This is a genomic window from Paenibacillus terricola, from assembly GCF_014779765.1.
Lineage (GTDB): Bacteria > Bacillota > Bacilli > Paenibacillales > Paenibacillaceae > Paenibacillus_T > Paenibacillus_T terricola.
On the sequence record NZ_JACXZA010000007.1, the window covers coordinates 249192 to 269342 of the forward strand.

Below are 20151 nucleotides of genomic sequence, written 5' to 3' on the forward strand. Positions count from 1 at the left end.
GCCGATCCCTAATAAGGGTCGGTTCCTCCTCCCGGCTCATGCCTGCATCGCAGTAACACGCCGTTGTTGTAACCGTTTCAAATATAAAAAAAGATAGCGCTTTCGTCAATGGGAAACTTTTGTATGGTTGAGGGATAATATTTCGCAGTTGCAGTTTTCATTGCGATCCGTTATCTTAGAAGCAAGAGATATGAAAATATTTTTCTTAAAATATAAATTTATTGTGAAATTAATTTTCCTCGTGAAGGAAGGAGGCGCAGAAGTGAGCTTGCTGAACACGATTCGCGACAAAATGGATAGCTTCAACCCGAAGGAACGAGAGCTTGCGGCTTTCCTCCTCTCCAGACCGCAAGAAGCGGCCCGGCTGACGATTACCGAGCTGGCCAGAGAAGCAGGCAGCAGCACCGCGACGGTGTCCCGGTTCTGCCGAACGCTTCGATTTCAGAGCTTCGCAGAGTTCAAGATGCAGCTCGCCGGCGAGTTGGCGCAGCCTCCCGATACGTCCAAATACCAGGATATCGTGGCAGGGAATCCGCTTCCCGACATCGTATCGGCCATTACGATCAATCACCTTCGATCGATTACGGACACGACGCACATCCTGGATATCGCCGAGCTTCGCAGGGCGATCGAAGCGCTGCACGCAGCGTCGCGAATCGATCTGTACGGGGCGGCGACCTCAGGCCTTGTGGCGCAGGACTTCTTCCATAAGCTTATTCGGGTCGGCAAAGCAGCCGCCGTGTTCACGGATTCGCATATGCAGCTCACCTCCGCTTCATCGTTATCGAAGCATGACGTTGCCATCGGCATCTCTTATTCGGGAGAGACGCTGGAAACGATCAACGCGCTGCGCTGCGCCGCCGAGCAAGGCGCGACGACGATCTCGATCACCCGCTTCGGCGCCGAAGGACTGACCGACTACGCGGACATCCGTCTGTACACCTCTTCCTCCGAAGCCGGCATGCGCAGAGGAGACATGGCATCGCGGATGGCCATGCTGCATGTGATCGATATTCTGTTCACCGGTCTTGTCAGCGAGCATTTCGACGACTACGTCCCGCGGCTGGAACGATCCTTCCAGACCGTTACACAATATACAGGTAAAAAGGAGCGAACTACCCTATGAACATCCTCACTTTCGATTCGGATGACAAATTGAACGAAGCCGGCGCAGGCATCATTACGGGCGTCGTGCAGACCAATAAGCGTGCGGTGCTTGGCCTGGCGACAGGCGGAACGCCGGTCGGCCTATACAAGCATGTGGTGAGCGATTTCAATCGCGGCATGTTCAGCTTCAAGAACGTCACGACGTTCAACCTGGACGAGTATATTGGCCTTCCCGACGAGCATCCCGAGAGCTATCGCTCCTACATGCGGCAGCATCTGTTCGATCATATCGATATCCCGTTGTCTCAGGCGCATATTCCGAATGGCAATGCTCCCGATCCGAAGGCAGAATGCGCTCGCTTTGATGAGATGATCGAAGACGCCGGCCAAATCGACCTTCAGCTGTTAGGTCTTGGACATAACGGCCACATCGGCTTTAATGAGCCTGCTCACGCGCTCATTCGGGGAACGCATGTCGTTGACCTCGCGGAGGAAACCCGCCAAGCGAACGCTCGGTTCTTCGATTCCATCGAGCAAGTGCCAAGCCAAGCGATTACGATGGGCGTCGGCACGATTCTGAAGGCGAAGATGATCCTGCTGGTCGTTAAGGGCGCGGACAAAGCCGACATCGTGCAGCGTGCGCTGCAAGGGCCGATCACGACCGATTGCCCGGCATCGCTGCTGCAGACGCATCCGCATCTGGTCGTGCTGCTCGATCGGACTGCAGCGGAGAAGCTGGCATGAGCGGCACATCAACGAACTCGCTAATACTGACGAACGTTAAGCTGATTACGCCTGAAGGCGTACTGGAGGATGGCTGGATTAAGCTGACGGAAGGCCGTATCGAGGCGTTGGGCAGCGGAACGGCGGCAGCCGCTATCGTCGGCGAAGCCGACGTCATGGACGGCGGCGGCGGCTGGGTTCTTCCCGGCTTCATCGACGTCCACGTCCACGGCGGCGCCGGACATGACTTCATGGATGCCGACGAGGAAGGGCTGCGCGCGATTACCCGATTCCACGCCAGCCACGGAACGACCGGCATCCTCGCCACTTCGCTGACGGCATCCCGTGATGAGCTGACCGGCGTCCTTGACCGCGTCAGTCGGTTCATGGCAGCTCCTATGCCCTATGCGCAAGTGCTCGGCGTGCACTTCGAAGGCCCGTTCGTCAGCGACAAGTGGAAGGGCGCGCAAAACCCCGATTACATCCTGCCGCCGCAGCCCGAATGGCTCGAGGAGTGGGTGAGCCGTTATCCCGGCGTCATCCGACTCCAGACACTCGCACCGGAGTCGGATGGCGCGCTCGATTATATCGAGCGATTGAACAGCCACGGCATCGTCCCTGCGTGCGGTCATACGGATGCGACGTACGATCAGATCATTGCGGCTGCGGATCGCGGGCTGCGCCACGCGGTGCATACGTTTAATGCAATGCGGCCTTATCACCACCGCGAGCCGGGCACGGTCGGCGCCGTCCTGACCGACGACCGTATCATCGCCGAGGTGATCGCCGACGGCCATCACGTCCATGCCGCAGGCATCGAGCTGCTGCGCCGCGCTAAGGGGCCTGATCGGGTCATCCTCGTCACCGATGCAATGGCTGCAGCCGGCATGCCCGACGGCAATTACCATCTAGGCGGGTTGCCGGTTACGATGACATGCGGCGTTGCGCGACTGACCAATTCGGGCAATCTCGCGGGCAGCACGCTCACGATGATCGGCGCGCTGCGCCATATGGTTCGCGAGGTCGGCGTGCCGATTGCGGAAGCGAGCCGCATGGCGAGCGGCAATCCGGCCCGCCAGCTCGGCATCGACAGCGTGACAGGCACGCTGGAGGCCGGCAAACGGGCCGACGTCCTGCTGCTGAGCGATCAATTGGAGCTCGAGCGCGTATGGATCGGCGGACGGGAAATCGTCCGCTAACGAATGGGGATAATTTAAGAACACCGCACGAAGCGCGCTTCGTGCGGTGTTTTTCTCGTCCAAGCGACCTTCAGATGTTCATGCCCAAGCAGCTACGATCCCACCTTCTGGATAAAACTAAGACATATGCAAATAACTACTCATGATTCTCTGGAAAGGAGCTAGCTACGACATGACCGATTCAATTAAGCCTAACGGCTCGCAGCATGCCGCGCCGCCGTCGAACGACCCGAAGAAGCAAGGCCGTTCCGCAGCGAAGAAGAAGTCGAAGTAATCGTCGATCGTTAATGCACAGAGCCGGGTCCGTCATCGCTTGTGACGTCCTGGCTCTCTTGTCGTCTGCGTTTAAATTCAGTTCAGTTGCCCGTTTTCTAAGAAAAACGCTCTAACAAGCTCCGCAACTTGAATAGGCTTATGGCCATTCTCGGGCGACAAGTGATTCAGCTTAGGAAGCGTCATTGCCTGTGATCTCTGTATCGTATGATTTAATTCGTGGATCATCTGGTGCACGAATTCCGGACTTTTGCCGCCTGCCATTAGAAGTACATCGGCGTCGATCGCCTCGTATTGGCGGTACTTAGACGCTAAGCGCCGCAGCTCTCTTTGTTCATTCAGGTTCTCATGCAAAAGGCGAGCTATGAGACTCCAACGCTCTCCGCGTACGGTCAAACACAAGATAAGTCTAGCAAGCCATCTGGGCACCCGCGTAAGGAGGGATTGTCCCGCTCCTTGTACATAAGTCGCGAATGCCCCTCTAAGGTCTTGTCGGGACAGATCTTGTTCATAATCAGCTATCCAATTCCAATCGGTCGGCACCGAATGAATAAGTACGCCCGGCTCGTAAAGCGCTATCCTAGCGAATGAAAGATTCGTTAATGCCGCCTCCAGGGTCGCAAGTCCCCCATAACTATGGCCGAAAATATAAGTCGCTCCAGTAGCATCCTGAACCGCTCTTATATCCTCGCATTCCTTAATCATCGAGTATTCCGGGCCCTGCGGTCCGCTTTCCCCGCGTCCCCGACGATCCAAGATATGAACAGTCAACGAGTCCGATAAGGAACGGGCGAATGTTGTGAATTGTTCCGAGGTCGTCAGAACGCCTGGGACTACAATAAGTGCTGGCCCATGACCGACGCTTCGGTATCCGATCCTTGTTCCGTCCTGCGAATGAACCGTCGACAAACGGAATGAACCGTTATTCGTCTCTTGCATAGATTTAGTCATATGCAGGTCTCCTTTTAACCCCCAACCTTACTCGTCTCAGTTAAATTGTCACCATAAGACCACGTCGGCTGCAGGAATGTGGGACTCTGTTAACTGTTATATCCTTAGCTATTATGTAATAATTTAGTAAAACATTGCATGAACCTGAAAGGGGGCTCCCCGCATGAAATATGTTGTTAGCCTTGCCTTGCTCGCAGCGGTCTGTTTGCTGGCAGCGGCCTTCTATCCGAGAGCGTCAGCTCCTCAGGCTGAAACCCCTGCTGCCGCAAGCAGTACCAATGACACGGCCTCTTCCTCGAAACAGGAACAGGGGGATGGGGAGGCGCAGGCTAATCCAAGTTCGGCTATTGAGCAGGTACGTGTGGACAGCAAGCTGCTCGGTCGAGAAATGCACGCGTCCGTCTATCTGCCTCCTGGCTACAACTCCAAGACTCCATACCCAGTGCTCTATTTGTTCCATGGATACGGCGGGAATTATGGCGATTATGCTGCCTATCTCAGTCTTCAATCGGTTACGGATCGTCTTATTCAGAGCGGTCAGATCGATCCCCTTATCATCGTCGAACCGGAATACGGGAACAGCTTCGGCGTCAATTCCAAGCCGGATGAAGGTCAAGACCCCGGAAGCGTCAGCATTGGCCCCTATGAGGACTATCTGATTCAAGAAATCATCCCCTACATGGATACGCATTTCAGCACACAGACCGCAAGAGCAGGCAGGTACATAGGCGGCATATCCATGGGAGGCTACGCCTCGTTGTACCTCGGATTGAATCATCGTGATCTGTTTAGCCGAATCGGCGCCCACAGCGCCGCCATATGGAACTATTCATCCAGCGACCAGTTTACCGATCAGCGGGATTGGCTCTATCCGAACGACGAGCTGCGCTCCATTCGGGATCCTTTCAAGCTGGCTGCCGATCCGAGCAAACTGCAAGACATGAAGATCTACCTGGACGCAGGTGCAAGCGATCAACTCGCGGTGCAGGATTACGCACTTTATGAGCTGCTGCAGGAGCAGGATGCCGATGTCACCTGGTCTAGTACTCCGGGAGGCCATAACGGGGCTTATTGGGGCGGCATGCTTAGCGATTATTTGATTTTTTATGCAGGCACTTCCCTTTCCGAAGACTAGCCCATCAGCGGAACCGCGCTTATTCTGCCAGTCACAATGGAATCAATAAAGGCAGCCGCCGCAGCGACTGCCTTCTTTATCGTTATATCGTGCAACTAAGGTTTACCGATCTCCGCGTCTAACCTCCTCCACGATGATCCTGACTCCTTCGTCACAAGGTAGAACCCTCTCTAGCCGACGCCGAAGAGGGGCTGCGACAGGCCATTTCGCTTTCAGCCTGTTATAGCCCCTCTCATCCGTATCAACGCGGTCTCTCGGTCTTACAATTTACTTAATCAATGTATACTTGCCAATGATAGGAAGCGGCTTGGCGCCTCCTTGTGCTGCGCTTGCAATACCGATTACTGCGAGCGCTAGGCATCCCAGGTTAGCGAATGGGAGCAGCATCCAACCAATAAACGGAATGATGCCGAGTACGATGTTAAGTGCAACACAGGTAATGAATAAGGTCAGACCCTGGTTTGCATGATATCTTGCGAACGGCGAATTCGCCGCAGCGATCAGCGGAATGAAAAATAGAATATAGGCGACGATGGCCATCCCTTTGTTGCTTTGAACATCTGCTTGATCAAACGAGTGAACGGGCGTTTCTTGCATGAACAGCACCTCTTCCTTGGTCTATTGTCAGGTAGAGCTCAAGTATCAGGAACATCGCTAGATATCCGAATAAGACCGATAACCACAGATAATATGTCAAAATTCTACGGATTACTACCAAATTTTACTTGATCTTGTTGATCTCGTCTACCTATAAACGTGTTTCCCCCCAGACTACAGTGCAAGTGTCCGGTATCCGGCGCTCTATTCTTTACAAACGAGATGAAGTTCAAGAACCCGGAGGCGTTCCATAACGGGGCTTATTGGACAACCAAAAAGGGACAATTCCCCCGAGATTTGCTCGGGAGGACTGTCCCTTGAAGCTATCCATTCGATTAAAAATTCGTTCTAGTAAACGTAGCGTCGCTCTTCGTCGTTGCATCGCTCGACGATGTGATCTGATCCAGCTGCAGTACATAGTTGTAGTGGCGGATGTAATAACCAGGCTGGCTGTAGGACTGCAATGACACTTTAGAGCTGTCGGCCCAGCCTGCGTTAACGAGGAATGTCGCGTCGGCCTTATAGGCTGCTGTGTTCGAGAACGCCTCCAGCACGATTTTGTTGCTTGAATTGCGCTTCAGGAAATAACCAGGGTAGTTAACCGATTCCAAGGAAATACCGGACGAGCTGGCCAGGCCGGTTACGACGCGGAACTGTGAGTCCCCTACCGGCGAGACATTAGGGTCGATCCGCGCTATGAAATTGCTGTGGCGAATATTATAGGTCGGGAAGTTATACGATGCAAAGGTGCTGTAACCCGTAGCTTCCGCCGTTGAAGGGCCGAGCAGCTTCACCTCATGCAGTGTTGGCGTATACCAGTTGTTGGGGTTGTTAAACAACACCGCAGTAACCATGTTGATGCGGACGTAACGAGCCGTGAAGTGTACCGCGTCGGTCGTGAAGCCGTATCGCGTATTGCCCGTCATATCCAGCGTTGAATACGTCGAGCCATCGTTGCTGATTTCGATTTTGTACTTATAGTAGCCTTCCGACCCTTTGTACATAAACCATGAAATGTCTACCTCGGTAATCGTCTTCACCGATCCAAGGTCAACCTGCCACCATGCCGGCCAAGAGCTGGACGAAGCAGCCCAAGAGTTCGTGTAGTTACCATCGTTCGCATTCGAGGCTGACGAACCCGATGCGACAGAGCTGGCGGTAGCCGTCTTGCCTTGAGCATGGTTCACCAGCGAAGGCGTCGTAACGACCCCAGTCGCGGCATCGATGGACCAGTCGGAGTACCATTCCAGCGTTGCGGTTCCGCTTGTATCATTGAGCGTCAGCGGCAGCCAGATATGCTTGTGATCGCTCAGGTTGAGCGGATTCCAGCGATCGGCCATGTAGATGTACGATGTCGTGCTGCTGCCTGTAATCGTCGCAATGTCATGGATTTGCGTAGCGAATGCAGACGGGTTGCCAAAGTTCGTCAGCGCCGACCATGTACCGGTCATCGATGTCGCTGTAGCGTAAGCGCCTTGGTTCGGATACCAGCCGGATGCCTGGGAGGTGAACAAGTAATAGCGCGAGCCCTTCTTGACGACAGCAGGCGCTTCGCGGTAGGCGTTCTCGAACAACCAACCGACGAACGTGGTGACACCCGTGTAGCTGGCGTTCATTTGGAACACGGCCATCGTGTCGTTTGCTCCGCCATTCTTCTTGGAAGCGGTAATGAGATAGCCTGTACCATTGGTGTCGACGAATACCGTCATATCGCGGGATTCATAATCAAGCGGACGGAAACTGCCCTGATATGTGAAATTGCCGTCCGGCGTACTGCTTGTCGCTACCGCGACGCGTGCAAGGCCGTAGTCCGTGCCATTCTCGTAATGCGCCCACAGCACATATTTGCCTGTTGAGGCATTGTAGATGACCTTCGGACGCTCGATTTTGCTGCTGTTCAGCTCCGTAGCAGAATTTTTCGTTAGAATCGCATTCTTGAACGTCCAGTTCTTCAAATCCGTGGAGGTATATACGTTTACGCTGTCGAACGTGCCGCTGACGGCATGCTCGCCATACAAATAATAAGTACTGCCGACTTGCAGAATGTTGCCGCTGTTCGCGTTAATCGGATTGCCCGCAGTGTCCACCCAATCCGTGCCGTTCGTAATGCTGATGCTTGCTGCGCTCGTCCGTTCCGGTGATACGCCGAGCAGCGATACGAAGAAAGCGACGAGCAGGACGCCGATCAAACCTTTCTTCATTTCATCATCCACCTCCATATTTAATCAAATAGGTAAGGGCTTCCAACTCCATTCTAGTTCGCCGCCTGTCGTTTACAAGTGAACAATTCATGCTTGAATGAACGAATCGTACCATTCGAGTGACAAACTTATGTACAATTCGGTGGTCTTCCCAAGTCGATCTATATATCCTCGTGTGAGCGATAGGAAAACGACATTGGATGTCGAAAATAAGAACCATCGACGACTATAACAGATAAGGGAGCTGGCAGCTTGTTTTTACACTTCTTGCAACAGAAAGAGCATAAAGAAGCTTTCCTCGAGCTCGCGAATATCGTAGCTAATGCCGATGGCTTCGTTAACTTGAAAGAGAAAGGCGGGCTGCGCATGATCGCGGCGGAACTGGACTTGCCAGCAGCGGCTGCGACATCGCGCTCGATTGCGGATATTCTGGGCTGCGTGCAGGATGAACGTGTGCAGCATATATTCTTAGTTGAGATCCTGCTGCTCTGCTATGTAGATGGCGACTTCAACGACGATGAGAAAGCCGTCATCATGGAGATGAAGCAGCGGTTTGATATCTCCGACGAGAAATACGAGGCGTTTAAGGGATGGGTCATTCAGCTGGACAAGCTGAAGATCGAGGGCGTTAAGCTGATTTTGGATATGCCATAAGGTTGGCGTCTTGGTCTTAAGTATAAAAAATACAGAGCAACGGCTCTTCGCCGTGCTCTGTACCCCATTTATTTCTTCGACTTAAAAATCCTCTTAAGGAAGCTTTCTTGTTCCTTTATGACTTTGGTTTCCCAGCCGTCATATTCACCTTGCCATTGTTGTGCAGCCGCGACTAAGTAGTCCGTTACCTCGTTGATGGCGTGAAGCTCGACGAAGTCATTTCTTGAAACTCTCGCCGAGTACGTGTTGTCCTCTTGCTTAACCCGCTCTTCCAGATGGAATCCATCCTTCTGCACGTTCTCTACGAACCGATCACACGCTTCTACGGAACCGAAGTAAATCCAATGATTCACGACTCGTGATTTCTCTAACTTATCTCCAAGCTCGATAAGCTTATCGACCAACGGACGGTTGGCCATCCGATGCCGTTCAGACTCATTGGGATACAGAAACTCATAATAGAACTCGCCCGGCTTCTGCTCCTCAATGCGGTTGACGGTATAGGTATAATCGATTAAAGCATTATCGGCTGCATGTTTCAGTCCGTCTCCATCCGCAGAGTCCGTATAGTAATAGAACTCTCTCCGGCCATCAATCGTGACTCTTCCGACGAACTTATAATTACCTTCTAACGAGTCATGAATGGAATCCTCAATTTCATATAGAACGGATGCTTCCTTCTGGCTTGTAAGCCCATCTTCGTTAGGCTCTTTCAAGGCGACGCTAAGCTGGTACAAATGGACAAACGTTTCACTCTCACCATGACTCCAAGGCTCCATATCCAACAGGAAGGACGCTGGTTTATTATCGATGAAAGTAAAGTATGTATTCCAGTTATCAGACATTCCTATTACTGCACCACCTTCGTCATTAGATTCTTCAAGAGATCTGGATAAGTCTTACACTTAAATGCAATTATTCGTCAATTATCGCTTTTTCTCCTCCTGAGCTAGACAGCAGCCTCTTCTATTCAAAATAGGCGATTAGCCGTTTCCTCGGTGTCTGTATCGATCAATAAAGGGCACCCAGACAAGGGTGCCCTTCACATTTCACATTAAAGCAGTCTAGTTTGTTGAACAGAATTCGTCGTCGCTGCCGCTCCAGCCAATACTGTAGGGGAACTCTGCTGCGGTGATGGGAAGTAACCAACATAGTTCGCATACGCGAGCAGCTTGTCAATGAACGACAAGTCCGTATAGGCGCATCGAAGGCTGGTAGGGTCCAGAAACGCGCTTGTCGTCTCGCAATCGTAGATGAACGCCGAATCTCTTGCCCCTTCGCCCTCCAACAATGCCATGGCAAGCTCGAGCGCCTCTTGGCTCTTCACGACAGTCGGATCGAGCACCCATTGGACATACTTGCCGTACTCCATCGTTTCTACGTTATATCCGCACTTGTTGATCATTTCGATTAGTTCCATATATGTGATCGGACTCGGGTTGCAGATATGATAGACGCGTCCGATTGTTTCCTTCTTCAGAATGAGGTCGGTTATTGTACTGCTTGCATAATCAACAGGCGTAACATCGATGCAGCAGTCGATTTCCGGGGCTTTGCCTAACAGCAGCATACCCTTGATCATTCGGTAGAAAGCATTACTCTCGATGTTGGTCTGGAACTTGCCTGACAAGGAGTGACAGGTGATATTTCCCGGGCGATAAACGCTAACGGCCAGTCCTTGGGAGGCGGCGGCGAAGACAAGCTTCTCCGCTTCTAGCTTGCTGTTCGTATACACGTTGTCCACTTGAAGTTCCGGATCGATCTCGCCTGAATGCTCGACCGCTTCCCACTTTCCGTCTAGTGCCAGCTGTTCCGGAACGCCAATCGTGGAGATATGTTGGAATCGTATGCCTGGTCTGGATTGCGCAAGTTCGATTAAGTGCCGGGTAGCATCAACGTTTGTTTTGAAAATCTGCTCTTCATCGCCTAGATGTCTTACATCCGCTGCAGCGTGAACGATCATGTCAATCTGGCTGCAGAGCATCTCTTTATCCTGAGACGACAGCCCCAGACCGGAAATCTCAAGATCGCCCTCCACGACGCGGACGCGTTCATTCATCACAAATAGCAAGCTGTCGCCGAAATAGGTTCTCATGATGTCCCATAGTCTATCGCCAGCGGACTGCCCCTGCGATCTGCGAACGAGGGCGACAACCTTCGCCTGGCTTTTTCTCAACAGTTCATAAAGAATATGAGAGCCCAAATATCCTGTCGCACCGGTCAATAAAATGCAAGACGGCTCGCTATAGTCCGCATGCGAATGGCCAGGACCTATCATTCTAGGATATTCCCGCAGCGGCTTGATGCCTCCATCCCATGCTGCTGCCACTTCAGATGCTGCGTGCCCTTGTTCGGTGAGATGCTCCATCCAGTCTGCTAATTGCCCGATGGTGCGGTATTGATACAAGTGCTGCGTTTCGAGCGCCGGACAATGCGGCTTGAGACTAACGAGCACTTGAATAGCAACGAGTGAGTCCCCCCCGATCTGGAAGAAATCATCTTCGATGCTGGCAGCTTCTTTACCCAATGCCTCCTTCCAGGCATAAGAGATAAGCTTCTGAACCTCCGTATGCGGCCGCATGGATGGGTCCGCCAGAGATTGTTCTTCTTCAATGGATGCAAGATCATAGGTGGCAAGCTTCTTGCGGTCGACTTTACCCGTTGGAGAGAGCGGCATTGCATCGAGTCGGCTCAACCATTTGGGCACGTAATAAGCAGGCAGCTTCTCCTGGAGGAAAACACGAAGCTCCGAAGACGGCAATCGCTCACCGTTCTTGGAGGTGTAATAGCCGACCAGTGCCAGCTGGCCGCCCGGCTCCCGGACCGCAACGACAGCCGTTTCCTGCATATTCGGATATTTCGCCATGACATCCTCGACTGCGCCGATCTCAATGCGATGTCCCCGAATCTTGACTTGCGTATCTCTGCGGGTCACATATTCCAGTGTCCCATCCTCTAGCAGCTTAACGATGTCACCGGATTTGTACACCATTGTCCCAGGGTCGAACGGACTTGTGATGAACACTTCTGCTGTCTTAGCCTGTTTCCCTAGGTACCCTTTGGAGAGACCAACGCTCTCGATCAGCATCTCGCCAGGAACATTCACCGGGCATAGCTGCATGCCTTCGTTGACGACATAAACCTTGTAATTACTGTTCGGATACCCGATCGGGATGTGCGTCAGATCATCCTTCACTTGCGAAGGAATGCGATAGTAGGTCGTTCCGACTGTGCATTCGGTTGGCCCGTATAGATTGTACACGGTGATTCTGCCATCCGTTTTCTTCTGGAAGACCCGGACTTGCTCCCCGTACAAGGCTTCGCCTGCCGTCATAATCGTTCTAACGCGACGCAGCTTACGGAATCCCTCTTCGGGGAGTACGGAAGCGAGTTGGTTGAAGAATACGGTCGGGACGAACGGTATAAACGTCGCATTCGTTCGCTCCACGACAGATGCGAACGCTTCAACCGAGACGCGCTCCTCTGCGGACAGCAGATAGAGATGAGCACCGCTGAACAACGCGCAGATCATCTCCGAGACCGAAGCGTCGAAGCTGAACGATGCGAACTGCGTCACGATATCTTCCTCGGTTATTTCGAACTCCTTCTTGCTGAAGACACCGAGGTTTACGACCCCTACATGGGCCAATAATGCACCTTTCGGCTGACCGGTCGAGCCTGATGTATAGATCACATAAGCCAAATCATCGGGAGCAATATTCTGCTCCGGATTGGAATCGCTGTAAGCGCCAAGGTCGGCAGAATCGATGGCAACGACATGCTTAACCGTACCCAGCTTCGCCCCCAGCTGCTTTGCCCGCTCGAGATGAGAATGTTTGGTTAGTATGTATCCCGCCCTCGTGTCCTCCAGGATGTAGCTGACACGCTCCTCCGGATACTCAGGGTCTACAGGGACATACGCCCCTCCCGCCTTCAATATGCCGAGAATGCTGACAACGGTATCCGTGCTTCTCTCCATAAAGATCGTCACCAGATCGCCCTTGCGTATTCCTTGGTGCAGCAGCATGTGAGCGACTCTGTTAGCCTGTTCATTCAATGATCGGTAGGAATAAGCATTCTCCGCTGATGAAATAGCCATTCGATCTGGATATTGCCGAACCACATTCTCGACAAACTGATGAATCGTTAAATGTTGGGGATAATCCAAATAGGTGTCGTTCAGTTTGTCATACAGGGCATATTCATCCGCGGACAACAAATCGATCGTCTCGATGTTTACTGCTTCATTCATCCAAGCTGCCTCCGCAATCTTGCGGTAAGCGTCCCTATAACGCTGAATGGTCGACTCCTTGAACAGGGACGTATCGTAGCGCATCTGCAATTGCACTTCCTGCTGTTCGTACGATAACATCCAACTAAGAGGCTGTTCTTGATCCGGACCGCCTTCAATGATAAATGAGGCATCTACGACTGAAGTGCCGAATTGTTGCGGCTTATCAAGCTGCTCAAAAATTTGCTTCAGGATGGCTTGGAACGTTCTATCCTTCTCAAAGGAAACCAGAATATACAATCTGCCTTTATCCGGCGTTGATACTCCTATCGCGATATCGGTCTCTCCGCCGGAGAACCGGTAGAGAAGGGAAGCGTAGATAGCCAGGAAGAACGCGCTGCGTCTGTGCTCACCGTACGCATTGTCGGAATAAGACGCCAGCAGATCTTGATGAAACTCCACATTCATGCTTGAGAATTTATAAGTTCTTGATTGGCGCGCGCCATCCATTGGAAGCTGCAGAATAGGCAGTCCGTGATCCTTCATGTCATCCGTTTTCAGTTCCAACTCCGAATTCTTGACCATTATCTTCCCTCCTGTCCTGTGCTATGCTTTGACTCGGAATGTTTCGATCTGTTCTTTCAATTTCTCCGCTACTGAAGACAGCATATTGGAAGCTTCCACAATGGAGGACATCCGCTGCTGCTGCGACTCGACCGAATCGGTGATCTTCACCGTTCCCGACGTTGTCACGTCGACGGTTGCGCTTAACTCATCTGCAGATGCAGCCAATTCTTCGGTTGCTGCCGACATTTCTTGAGCTGCGCTGGATACTTCCTGCGTTTGACCGGAAACATTCTTGGTCGCTCGCGAGATTTCAGTGAACAAACTGCTCGTTTCATGAGCCAAGGACATCCCTTTCTCCACGACGCCTGTTCCGTATTCCATCGATTGCGCGGCATGCTGAATGCTAACTTGTATTTCATCGATAAGGGTTGAAATTTGCTCTGCCGATTCTTTCGATTGCTCAGCCAATTTCCGTACTTCCCCTGCAACGACTGCAAATCCACGGCCGTGCTCGCCTACGCGCGAAGCCTCGATAGAAGCATTCAGCGCCAACAGATTCGTTTGCGTTGCAATCCCGCGGATCATCACGAGTATGCTGCCGATTTCATTCGATCTCTGGTTCAACAATTCCACTGTGTGCGAGACGTTGCTAACGAATCCGGAGATTTCCGACATCTGATCCACCATATTGCTAACCGCAGTGTTGCCTTGCTCCGACTTGCTCTCCATATCAGCGGCTTCTTCGGCCAAACTGGACGAGTTCTGCGCTACCGATTGGATAACAGTCGTCATCTCTGTAATTGCGCGCGAGCTGTCTCGAGCGGACTGCTGCTGAATCATAATATTGTCGGCGATCATCTTGATGTTGGAGTGAATCGATTCCGTCTGGCGGTTGCTATCCTCTGTCGAGAGGTATAAGGTTTGGGCGGATTCCGCCACCTGAGACGAGAGCTCCTGTATCTGGATCATCGTGCCGTTCATTTTGCGAACCATCTGATTAAATTTGTCGTTTACGACTCCTAGATCGTCGGTACCTGCCTTAACCTCTACGTCAAGGTCGCCGGCGCTTACCTTCTCGATGCCCGCAATAAGCCACTTAATCGGAGACAATGTCCTTCTCACGACGTAGTACTGGACCAGAAGAACAATAATCAGGAAGCCCGCCATAATGGAAAGACTGTAGGTAAGCAGCTTGTGCAGCCCGGTGTTAATGGCGCTGGCGTCCGCATCCGCTGCGAAATATGCGAATATGTTGCCCTTCTCATCCTTGATCGGATAAGCGATGGTCGTCCATATGCCGAAATCGTCGGAGTAAATATCGGAGAACGTCGGCTCTCCCGTCTTCATCATGCTGTGCAGCGTTTCGACGATAACAGGCGGTTGTTCGATCATATCTGAAGCCGATAGATTCATTTCTTTGAGCGGCTCTAAGAGTGCAGTAGGGACAGCGATCTGTGACGTCTTATTCCCGTCCTGCAATTCCGTACCACTTACGTAGGCTTGTGCAATGTTCGGATTGTACTGGTTAACGGAGTCGAGAATCGGTCTCAGTTTCAGTTGTTCAGCGCCCTGGAAGTCCTGCTCTTGCAGGGAAGCGCGGGCCATCTCTGGTTTAATCTCCTTGGACCATTCCTCGGTAATCGTCTTAATCTGCTGATGGAGCTGGTCGGTCAATATGCTTTTCTCAATATAGTAACTAGAGACAATAAGGATGGTGCCGATCAGAATAATGTTAATAGAAGAGAATAATAGATTTTTGGCGAAAAAGGACATTCGTATTCTGCTTTTCACTTACGTTACCTCCGATTTTGTGAAGTACGGGAAATGCCAGATCTAAACGTAATCGTTCCTCGTAAAATTCCTGCTTCACCACGACCTCCCTCCTATGGTATAGACACGCAGACCGCATCGAAGCTTGTGAATAACAAAAAACGGCCGCTCTAGCGAGCAGCCGTTGTCACAATCAGACATCATCTTGTCCATACACTTCGGCAACCCGGCTGTCATCGTTCCGTAGAACCTAAGACCCGCGGCTTTGCGGCCTTGACTTTCGTCAAGTGTGCTATTATCGGTCACCATACCAATGTACTATTTTTCCAGCTTATTTACAAGGAAAACCATTTCAAATTTCGACAAAATGTTTTGTAAAGCTCAACGAGCATCGACTATATTCGACATTTTGTCACATGAGAAATACTAATGATCAGGCAATGGAAATTCATTTCTAGTAGATTGCACTCGTTATTGTACACGACTCACTGCTTCATATGAAGCAATCCCCTAATCGTAAGTCATTCATAGCGGAACCATAATTTCTTGCGTTCTACCCTATCAGTCGATATCATGGAGGATATACTAGACATAAATGAACTAATGACTGCCGCCAGGCTCTGGCGGCTTTTTTTGCACTCATTTTGAAGAATCAAAGAAAAAATAAGTTTGCTATGTAACGAACGACTCATTTATCGGATATATGGTCGAAGGAGGTGAGAAAGTGGCGGAGGATCTAGAGGAGATTTATAGGAACCATGCACAAAGCGTCTTCCGATATTTACTCAGTCTAACGCATGATGAAGATTTGGCCGAAGAGTTGACCGAGGAAACCTTCTATCGCGCCGTATACTCGATACATACCTACAATGGCTCCTGCAAAATAAGTGTATGGCTATGCCAGATAGCCAAGCATGTGTGGTACCAGGAACTTGGGAAGAGGAAACGGCAGCAAACCCAGGAGCTGGACGAAGATATTCCTTCAACAGGCAGATCACCGGAGGAAGCTATGCTGCTCAAGAGCAGCAAGATGGACTTATATCGAGCCATTCACAAGTTGGATGAGCCTATGCGGGAGATTGTCCATATGCGTATTTCCGGCGAGTTTTCTTTTGCAGAGATCGGCGAAATCCTTGGAAAAAGTGAAAACTGGGCACGCGTCACTTTCTACCGAGCCAAACAAAAAATGATGGAGGTGCTGTAGCGAATGAAGTGCCATATTGCCCAAGATCTTATGCCAAGTTATATGGATGGCTTGCTTAGCAGGGAGACCGAACAGGACGTCCGACAGCACTTGGAGGAATGCGAAGGTTGTCGTTCACTCCATGCCAAGCTATCTGCTTCAATTGACACCGCTAAGCCGCACGCAGCCAAGAAGGAAATTGATTTTCTGAAGAAAGTAAGAAGAAAGATAACGAAGAAAGTAGCAGCGGCATTTGCAGTGTTTATTCTAATTGTTGCTCTATTAACTTATCTATTCGCGATTGGCTCCACCGTCAGCAAGCAGGACCTCGTCTATACAACCAGCATTGTAGGGGACACTTGGGAAATGAATCTGGAGCTTACGAACGGCAAGGCCCTACTTGTACATACAGAACCAATCTATGGTGATAAAGACGATAAAGGGTTCAAACCCATTGTAGGCGTACTTGTAACCCCCCGTGAATTGCTGCCATCTCCGATTCTGGAGAGCGGCAATTCCTCCTTCATGTATGGCACCACGATCGACAGCTTTACCAAATACAATCATAAGGTCGTCCTCCGCCTGGCTGACTGTGACGTTGTTTTTACACCAAGCAATTATGATGCTCAGCAGCGTTGATGTGGTGATTGAGTGAAAAAGGCCACCGATAGGTTCGGCTGTCTTCTTATCATGAACAATATGTATTCCTTCAGAGTCATAGAAAACATCGCTGCGGCAAATAGCCCGCATAGCGATGTTTTCTACGTTAACGTTTCTGCATGAATTTATAGCCTAGCAAATAGTTTCTCCAATTGACTGTGGACGGTCCTCTCCAGCTCCTTGGCCTCTGTCAGAAGGTTGATCGCATCTTTCCTTCTGAATGGATCGGCGATCGGTTCACGCGGCTGCATCCATGGGAACAACTCATTTAACTGCCAATAGACGTTGCTAATTGCCGCATATGTTACCGCCGACGCTTCCAGTTCCGTCTGAAGTTCAGGAATCGCCGACTGCAGCTCGCGTAGGAACTGTGCAGCATGGTGCCGACTCTCCTGCCACACGTCCACGAAGTAACCCATATAGAACCCATGAATGCTTGCCGTCCTCACCGAATCGATCCAGGCATCATAAGCATCCACCCCTGTGAAGAAGATCCCTTTGCCCCACGTATATTTCTTCTGGCTATTAAACTGCAAAGTGAAAGCGAGTGCCTCTCTCAAGGCTTGTCTTAAATCCTTCTGCACATCGGTTCTTGTGACCCAATGGTAGGACAGGAAGGCGCCCTCTGTATGCATGCCCAAATATAAATCCGTACTTGGTTTAAGCGGTCGGTCTCGGCACTCTCGGCAAGGACAATAGTTTCTACCGAGCGTCGTCCATGGGATTTCATCCTCCCAGCCCTCATGTCCGTCCCCGCCGTGCCACGAATGTGCGAAGTAACCTTTTGTTCCGTATGCGTTGATGACTGACGTTTCATTGCCAATACCGAGCTCTTTGGCAAAGGCCGGCTGCCCGTTATCGAGAGCGCCCCGGATACGATCCCAGGCTTCGGCTTGCAGGGCTTGTAGCTCGTCTCCCGTTACAATTCGGCTGATACCGTCGATATGGATACCCAGGTTGCCCGCCAGTTGAAAGAAATCCTCTTCCGGGAGGCCAACATTAGGGTTCGCCATGCCGCTATCAACGACCATCAAGAAAGCATGTCCCGTCAGCCCGAACACGGATGAGGCGGAAATTTCAATGCCGTAGTAAGCTAAGCTGGACTGAATCGCACCAATATGAGAAGCATGTGAGCCTGTAAAATGATAGTTGTCCAGCGTTTTGAGCTTCTTATTCCTCAATTCCTCTTCTATATGAAGTGCAGTTACCTCGTTTGATTTGGCCGCTTGTTCCATAACGTCTCCCCTGCTTTCACCGTTTCTAATTTACCGATCATCGATTCCAATAGCAGTACGCATTCCGTATCCAACCGCCTTGCCTCATCTAGCAGCTTAATTTCTTGGCCCTGCGATTCTGGCTCGTGCAAATCTGCGATTCGTGTTGATAGTTCGCCGTAAAGGCTTGCCACCTCAATGGCCTGTTCACGAATCGATGCGAATGCCGCATACCTCTCGGACAAGCTGAACAAGTATTGGGATGCATAGTTTCTTGCATTCGTAAGCAGCTTGGCACAATAGATGGAACCCTCCGGATTAATGGAATCGCTCCGCCAAGCTTCCGCCCAATGGTCATACGCTTGCAATCCGGTTGCATAACCTAAGAACGTTTTCTCTGTCCGCGCATGCCGGACGGCCATCCGCAATGAACGAATGACAGCTGCATGGCGATTGATTACATCGATTCCTGGGCCAGCACTTAGCACGAATAGCCCTTCGCTTTCCCCACGCCCGAGACGTTCGTAACGAATCGGACGTTTCCCGCTTCCTCCGTCTGCATACAGCAGCTCTTCTCGGTCATCATAGCCATAAACGATCCCAAACTCGGCAGGCGATAATCCCCATACGACAGACGATCGACCCTCAGATATCGCATTCCGAATTTGATTGATGCCCTTGCTGAGCATGTAAGGTGACGGAGCCTTCCCGCCGTCCCCGAATATTTCGCAGGACAACCCCACGTTTGCGAGCGCCTCACGAAACACAGGCTCCCAGTAATACATGTAAGGCCCTGAGGCATCGACGCTCCCCGTTTCGATCGTTATACGGAACGCTTGGCTCGTCAGCCCCATCAGGTCTACCATTGAGTATTGAACTCGATTACTCGCTGGCATTGCCGAATACAAGGAGCAAACGAAAGAGTTGTAGCATGATCTCCACACAGCCCGCGATGACTTGCCTGACATAGACACCATCATTCGTTCGCTGACGCGGTGGTCCCGATGCTCCCGGATGTACTCCCTGATCTCATGCTCGGTCCTCTCCTCTTTCATCTTCAGCCTAGAACGTGACATCGTCTGATAAACATTGTCCGTCGACATCCCGTATTCATCTGCAATCTCCGAAGGCAGCAGTTGGCGAAGGACGAACGCATGGACCACCTTCTTCTCATGTAAAGTTAAATTCCCCCCTAACTGATGAACCATTTCTTCCCCGTTGTCATCTCTGAGGGTGATGTTGTTCAATTCCACGCTCGAATCCATTTCGTCGAATGCGGTATCCGTCAACTGTTCCGTTCTTGAGGCACGGGAGCGCAGCCCCATAAGCGCTTCATTACGGACAATCCGGCGAAACCACGGCACGAACCGCTCCGCATCATGCAGTTGTCCCAGGTTTGCGTAGACGCGGCAGATCGCCTCTTGCACGATGTCCTCCGCCACATGGCTATTGCCGCACAGTCTAATTGCCCATCGATAAGCACTGCTGCGGTGACGAAGCATCAATTGTCCGAACGCGTCGTCGTTCCCCGCTATGCTTTGGGCCACCAACTCGCTATCCGTAAGATCCATTTCGGCCCGCATATGATCCTCTCCCGTTGTCGGAACTATCTATGTGATGCATTCCTTTTGGAAAATCTGACCCATTTTTCTTCCTATACGAAAAAATTCGTGAGAATATCCTTCT

The 20151-nt window shown here is 51.3% G+C and carries 15 protein-coding genes and 1 riboswitch; of the genes, 7 read left to right on the top strand and 8 right to left on the bottom strand.

All coding sequences use genetic code 11. The features are described from left to right. The first annotated feature begins 262 nt into the window (after positions 1-262). From H8B09_RS25015 to nagA, 3 genes are read left to right on the top strand one after another with little or no spacing between them, the layout of a single operon-like run. Positions 263-1126 carry a MurR/RpiR family transcriptional regulator gene (locus H8B09_RS25015; protein ID WP_318152756.1) on the top strand — a complete coding sequence of 288 codons (864 nt, stop codon included), beginning with the start codon at positions 263-265 and terminating at the stop codon, positions 1124-1126. After that, on the top strand, positions 1123-1851 hold the full coding sequence (gene nagB, locus H8B09_RS25020; protein ID WP_191206319.1) for a glucosamine-6-phosphate deaminase: 729 nt from the start codon (positions 1123-1125) through the stop codon (positions 1849-1851). Before H8B09_RS25015 ends, nagB begins: the two co-directional genes overlap by 4 nt. After that, positions 1848-3029, top strand: a complete 1182-nt coding sequence (gene nagA / locus H8B09_RS25025) for an N-acetylglucosamine-6-phosphate deacetylase (protein WP_191206320.1) — start codon at positions 1848-1850, stop codon at positions 3027-3029. The genes nagB and nagA overlap by 4 nt, the downstream gene beginning before the upstream one ends. Positions 3030-3380: 351 nt before the next feature. Here nagA and H8B09_RS25030 read toward each other — a convergent pair whose 3' ends face one another. Continuing rightward, on the bottom strand, positions 3381-4253 hold the full coding sequence (locus H8B09_RS25030; protein ID WP_191206321.1) for an alpha/beta fold hydrolase: 873 nt from the start codon (positions 4251-4253) through the stop codon (positions 3381-3383). A 163-nt stretch (positions 4254-4416) separates the two neighbouring features. Here H8B09_RS25030 and H8B09_RS25035 point away from each other — a divergent pair, with 163 nt between their 5' ends. Beyond that, positions 4417-5388, top strand: a complete 972-nt coding sequence (locus H8B09_RS25035) for an alpha/beta hydrolase (protein ID WP_191206322.1) — start codon at positions 4417-4419, stop codon at positions 5386-5388. Positions 5389-5655: 267 nt separating this feature from the next. On the opposite strand, the gene H8B09_RS25040 is transcribed toward H8B09_RS25035, so the two are convergent. Together H8B09_RS25040 and H8B09_RS25045 are read right to left on the bottom strand one after the other, a co-directional pair. Further along, positions 5656-5985 carry a DUF4870 domain-containing protein gene (locus H8B09_RS25040; protein ID WP_191206323.1) on the bottom strand — a complete coding sequence of 110 codons (330 nt, stop codon included), beginning with the start codon at positions 5983-5985 and terminating at the stop codon, positions 5656-5658. A gap of 335 nt (positions 5986-6320) precedes the next feature. Next, positions 6321-8186, bottom strand: a complete 1866-nt coding sequence (locus tag H8B09_RS25045) for an AbfB domain-containing protein (RefSeq protein ID WP_191206324.1) — start codon at positions 8184-8186, stop codon at positions 6321-6323. 252 nt (positions 8187-8438) lie between these two features. On the opposite strand from H8B09_RS25045, the gene H8B09_RS25050 reads away from it, so the two are divergent. Continuing rightward, positions 8439-8840 (top strand): TerB family tellurite resistance protein, encoded by a 402-nt coding sequence (locus tag H8B09_RS25050; RefSeq protein WP_191206325.1) that lies wholly within the window; start codon positions 8439-8441, stop codon positions 8838-8840. Positions 8841-8908: 68 nt separating this feature from the next. Here the strand turns inward: H8B09_RS25050 and H8B09_RS25055 are convergent, their stop codons facing one another. The 3 genes from H8B09_RS25055 to H8B09_RS25065 form a co-directional block, all read right to left on the bottom strand. Beyond that, positions 8909-9685: a DUF695 domain-containing protein gene (locus tag H8B09_RS25055; RefSeq protein WP_191206326.1), complete on the bottom strand. Its 777-nt coding sequence runs from the start codon at positions 9683-9685 to the stop codon at positions 8909-8911. Positions 9686-9894: 209 nt separating this feature from the next. Then, positions 9895-13656, bottom strand: coding sequence for a non-ribosomal peptide synthetase family protein (locus H8B09_RS25060; protein WP_224753974.1), 3762 nt, complete (start codon positions 13654-13656; stop codon positions 9895-9897). Between the two features lie 21 nt (positions 13657-13677). Then, on the bottom strand, positions 13678-15429 hold the full coding sequence (locus tag H8B09_RS25065) for a methyl-accepting chemotaxis protein (RefSeq protein ID WP_318152758.1): 1752 nt from the start codon (positions 15427-15429) through the stop codon (positions 13678-13680). Between the two features lie 196 nt (positions 15430-15625). After that, positions 15626-15712: riboswitch (cyclic di-GMP riboswitch) on the bottom strand. Positions 15713-16132: 420 nt separating this feature from the next. Between H8B09_RS25065 and H8B09_RS25070 the strand changes: the two genes are divergently transcribed. Together H8B09_RS25070 and H8B09_RS25075 are read left to right on the top strand one after the other, a co-directional pair. Next, the gene (locus tag H8B09_RS25070; RefSeq protein WP_318152759.1) at positions 16133-16612 is read left to right on the top strand and encodes an RNA polymerase sigma factor; all 480 of its coding nucleotides are present in this window, start codon (positions 16133-16135) and stop codon (positions 16610-16612) included. 3 nt (positions 16613-16615) lie between these two features. Continuing rightward, positions 16616-17230 carry a zf-HC2 domain-containing protein gene (locus tag H8B09_RS25075; RefSeq protein ID WP_224753975.1) on the top strand — a complete coding sequence of 205 codons (615 nt, stop codon included), beginning with the start codon at positions 16616-16618 and terminating at the stop codon, positions 17228-17230. Positions 17231-17376: 146 nt separating this feature from the next. Here H8B09_RS25075 and H8B09_RS25080 read toward each other — a convergent pair whose 3' ends face one another. Both H8B09_RS25080 and H8B09_RS25085 read right to left on the bottom strand, forming a co-directional pair. After that, entirely contained in the window at positions 17377-18486 is a 1110-nt protein-coding gene (locus H8B09_RS25080) for a cysteine peptidase family C39 domain-containing protein (protein ID WP_191206329.1), read from the bottom strand. After that, positions 18456-20048: an RNA polymerase sigma factor gene (locus H8B09_RS25085; protein ID WP_191206330.1), complete on the bottom strand. Its 1593-nt coding sequence runs from the start codon at positions 20046-20048 to the stop codon at positions 18456-18458. Before H8B09_RS25085 ends, H8B09_RS25080 begins: the two co-directional genes overlap by 31 nt. Positions 20049-20151 lie beyond the last annotated feature (103 nt).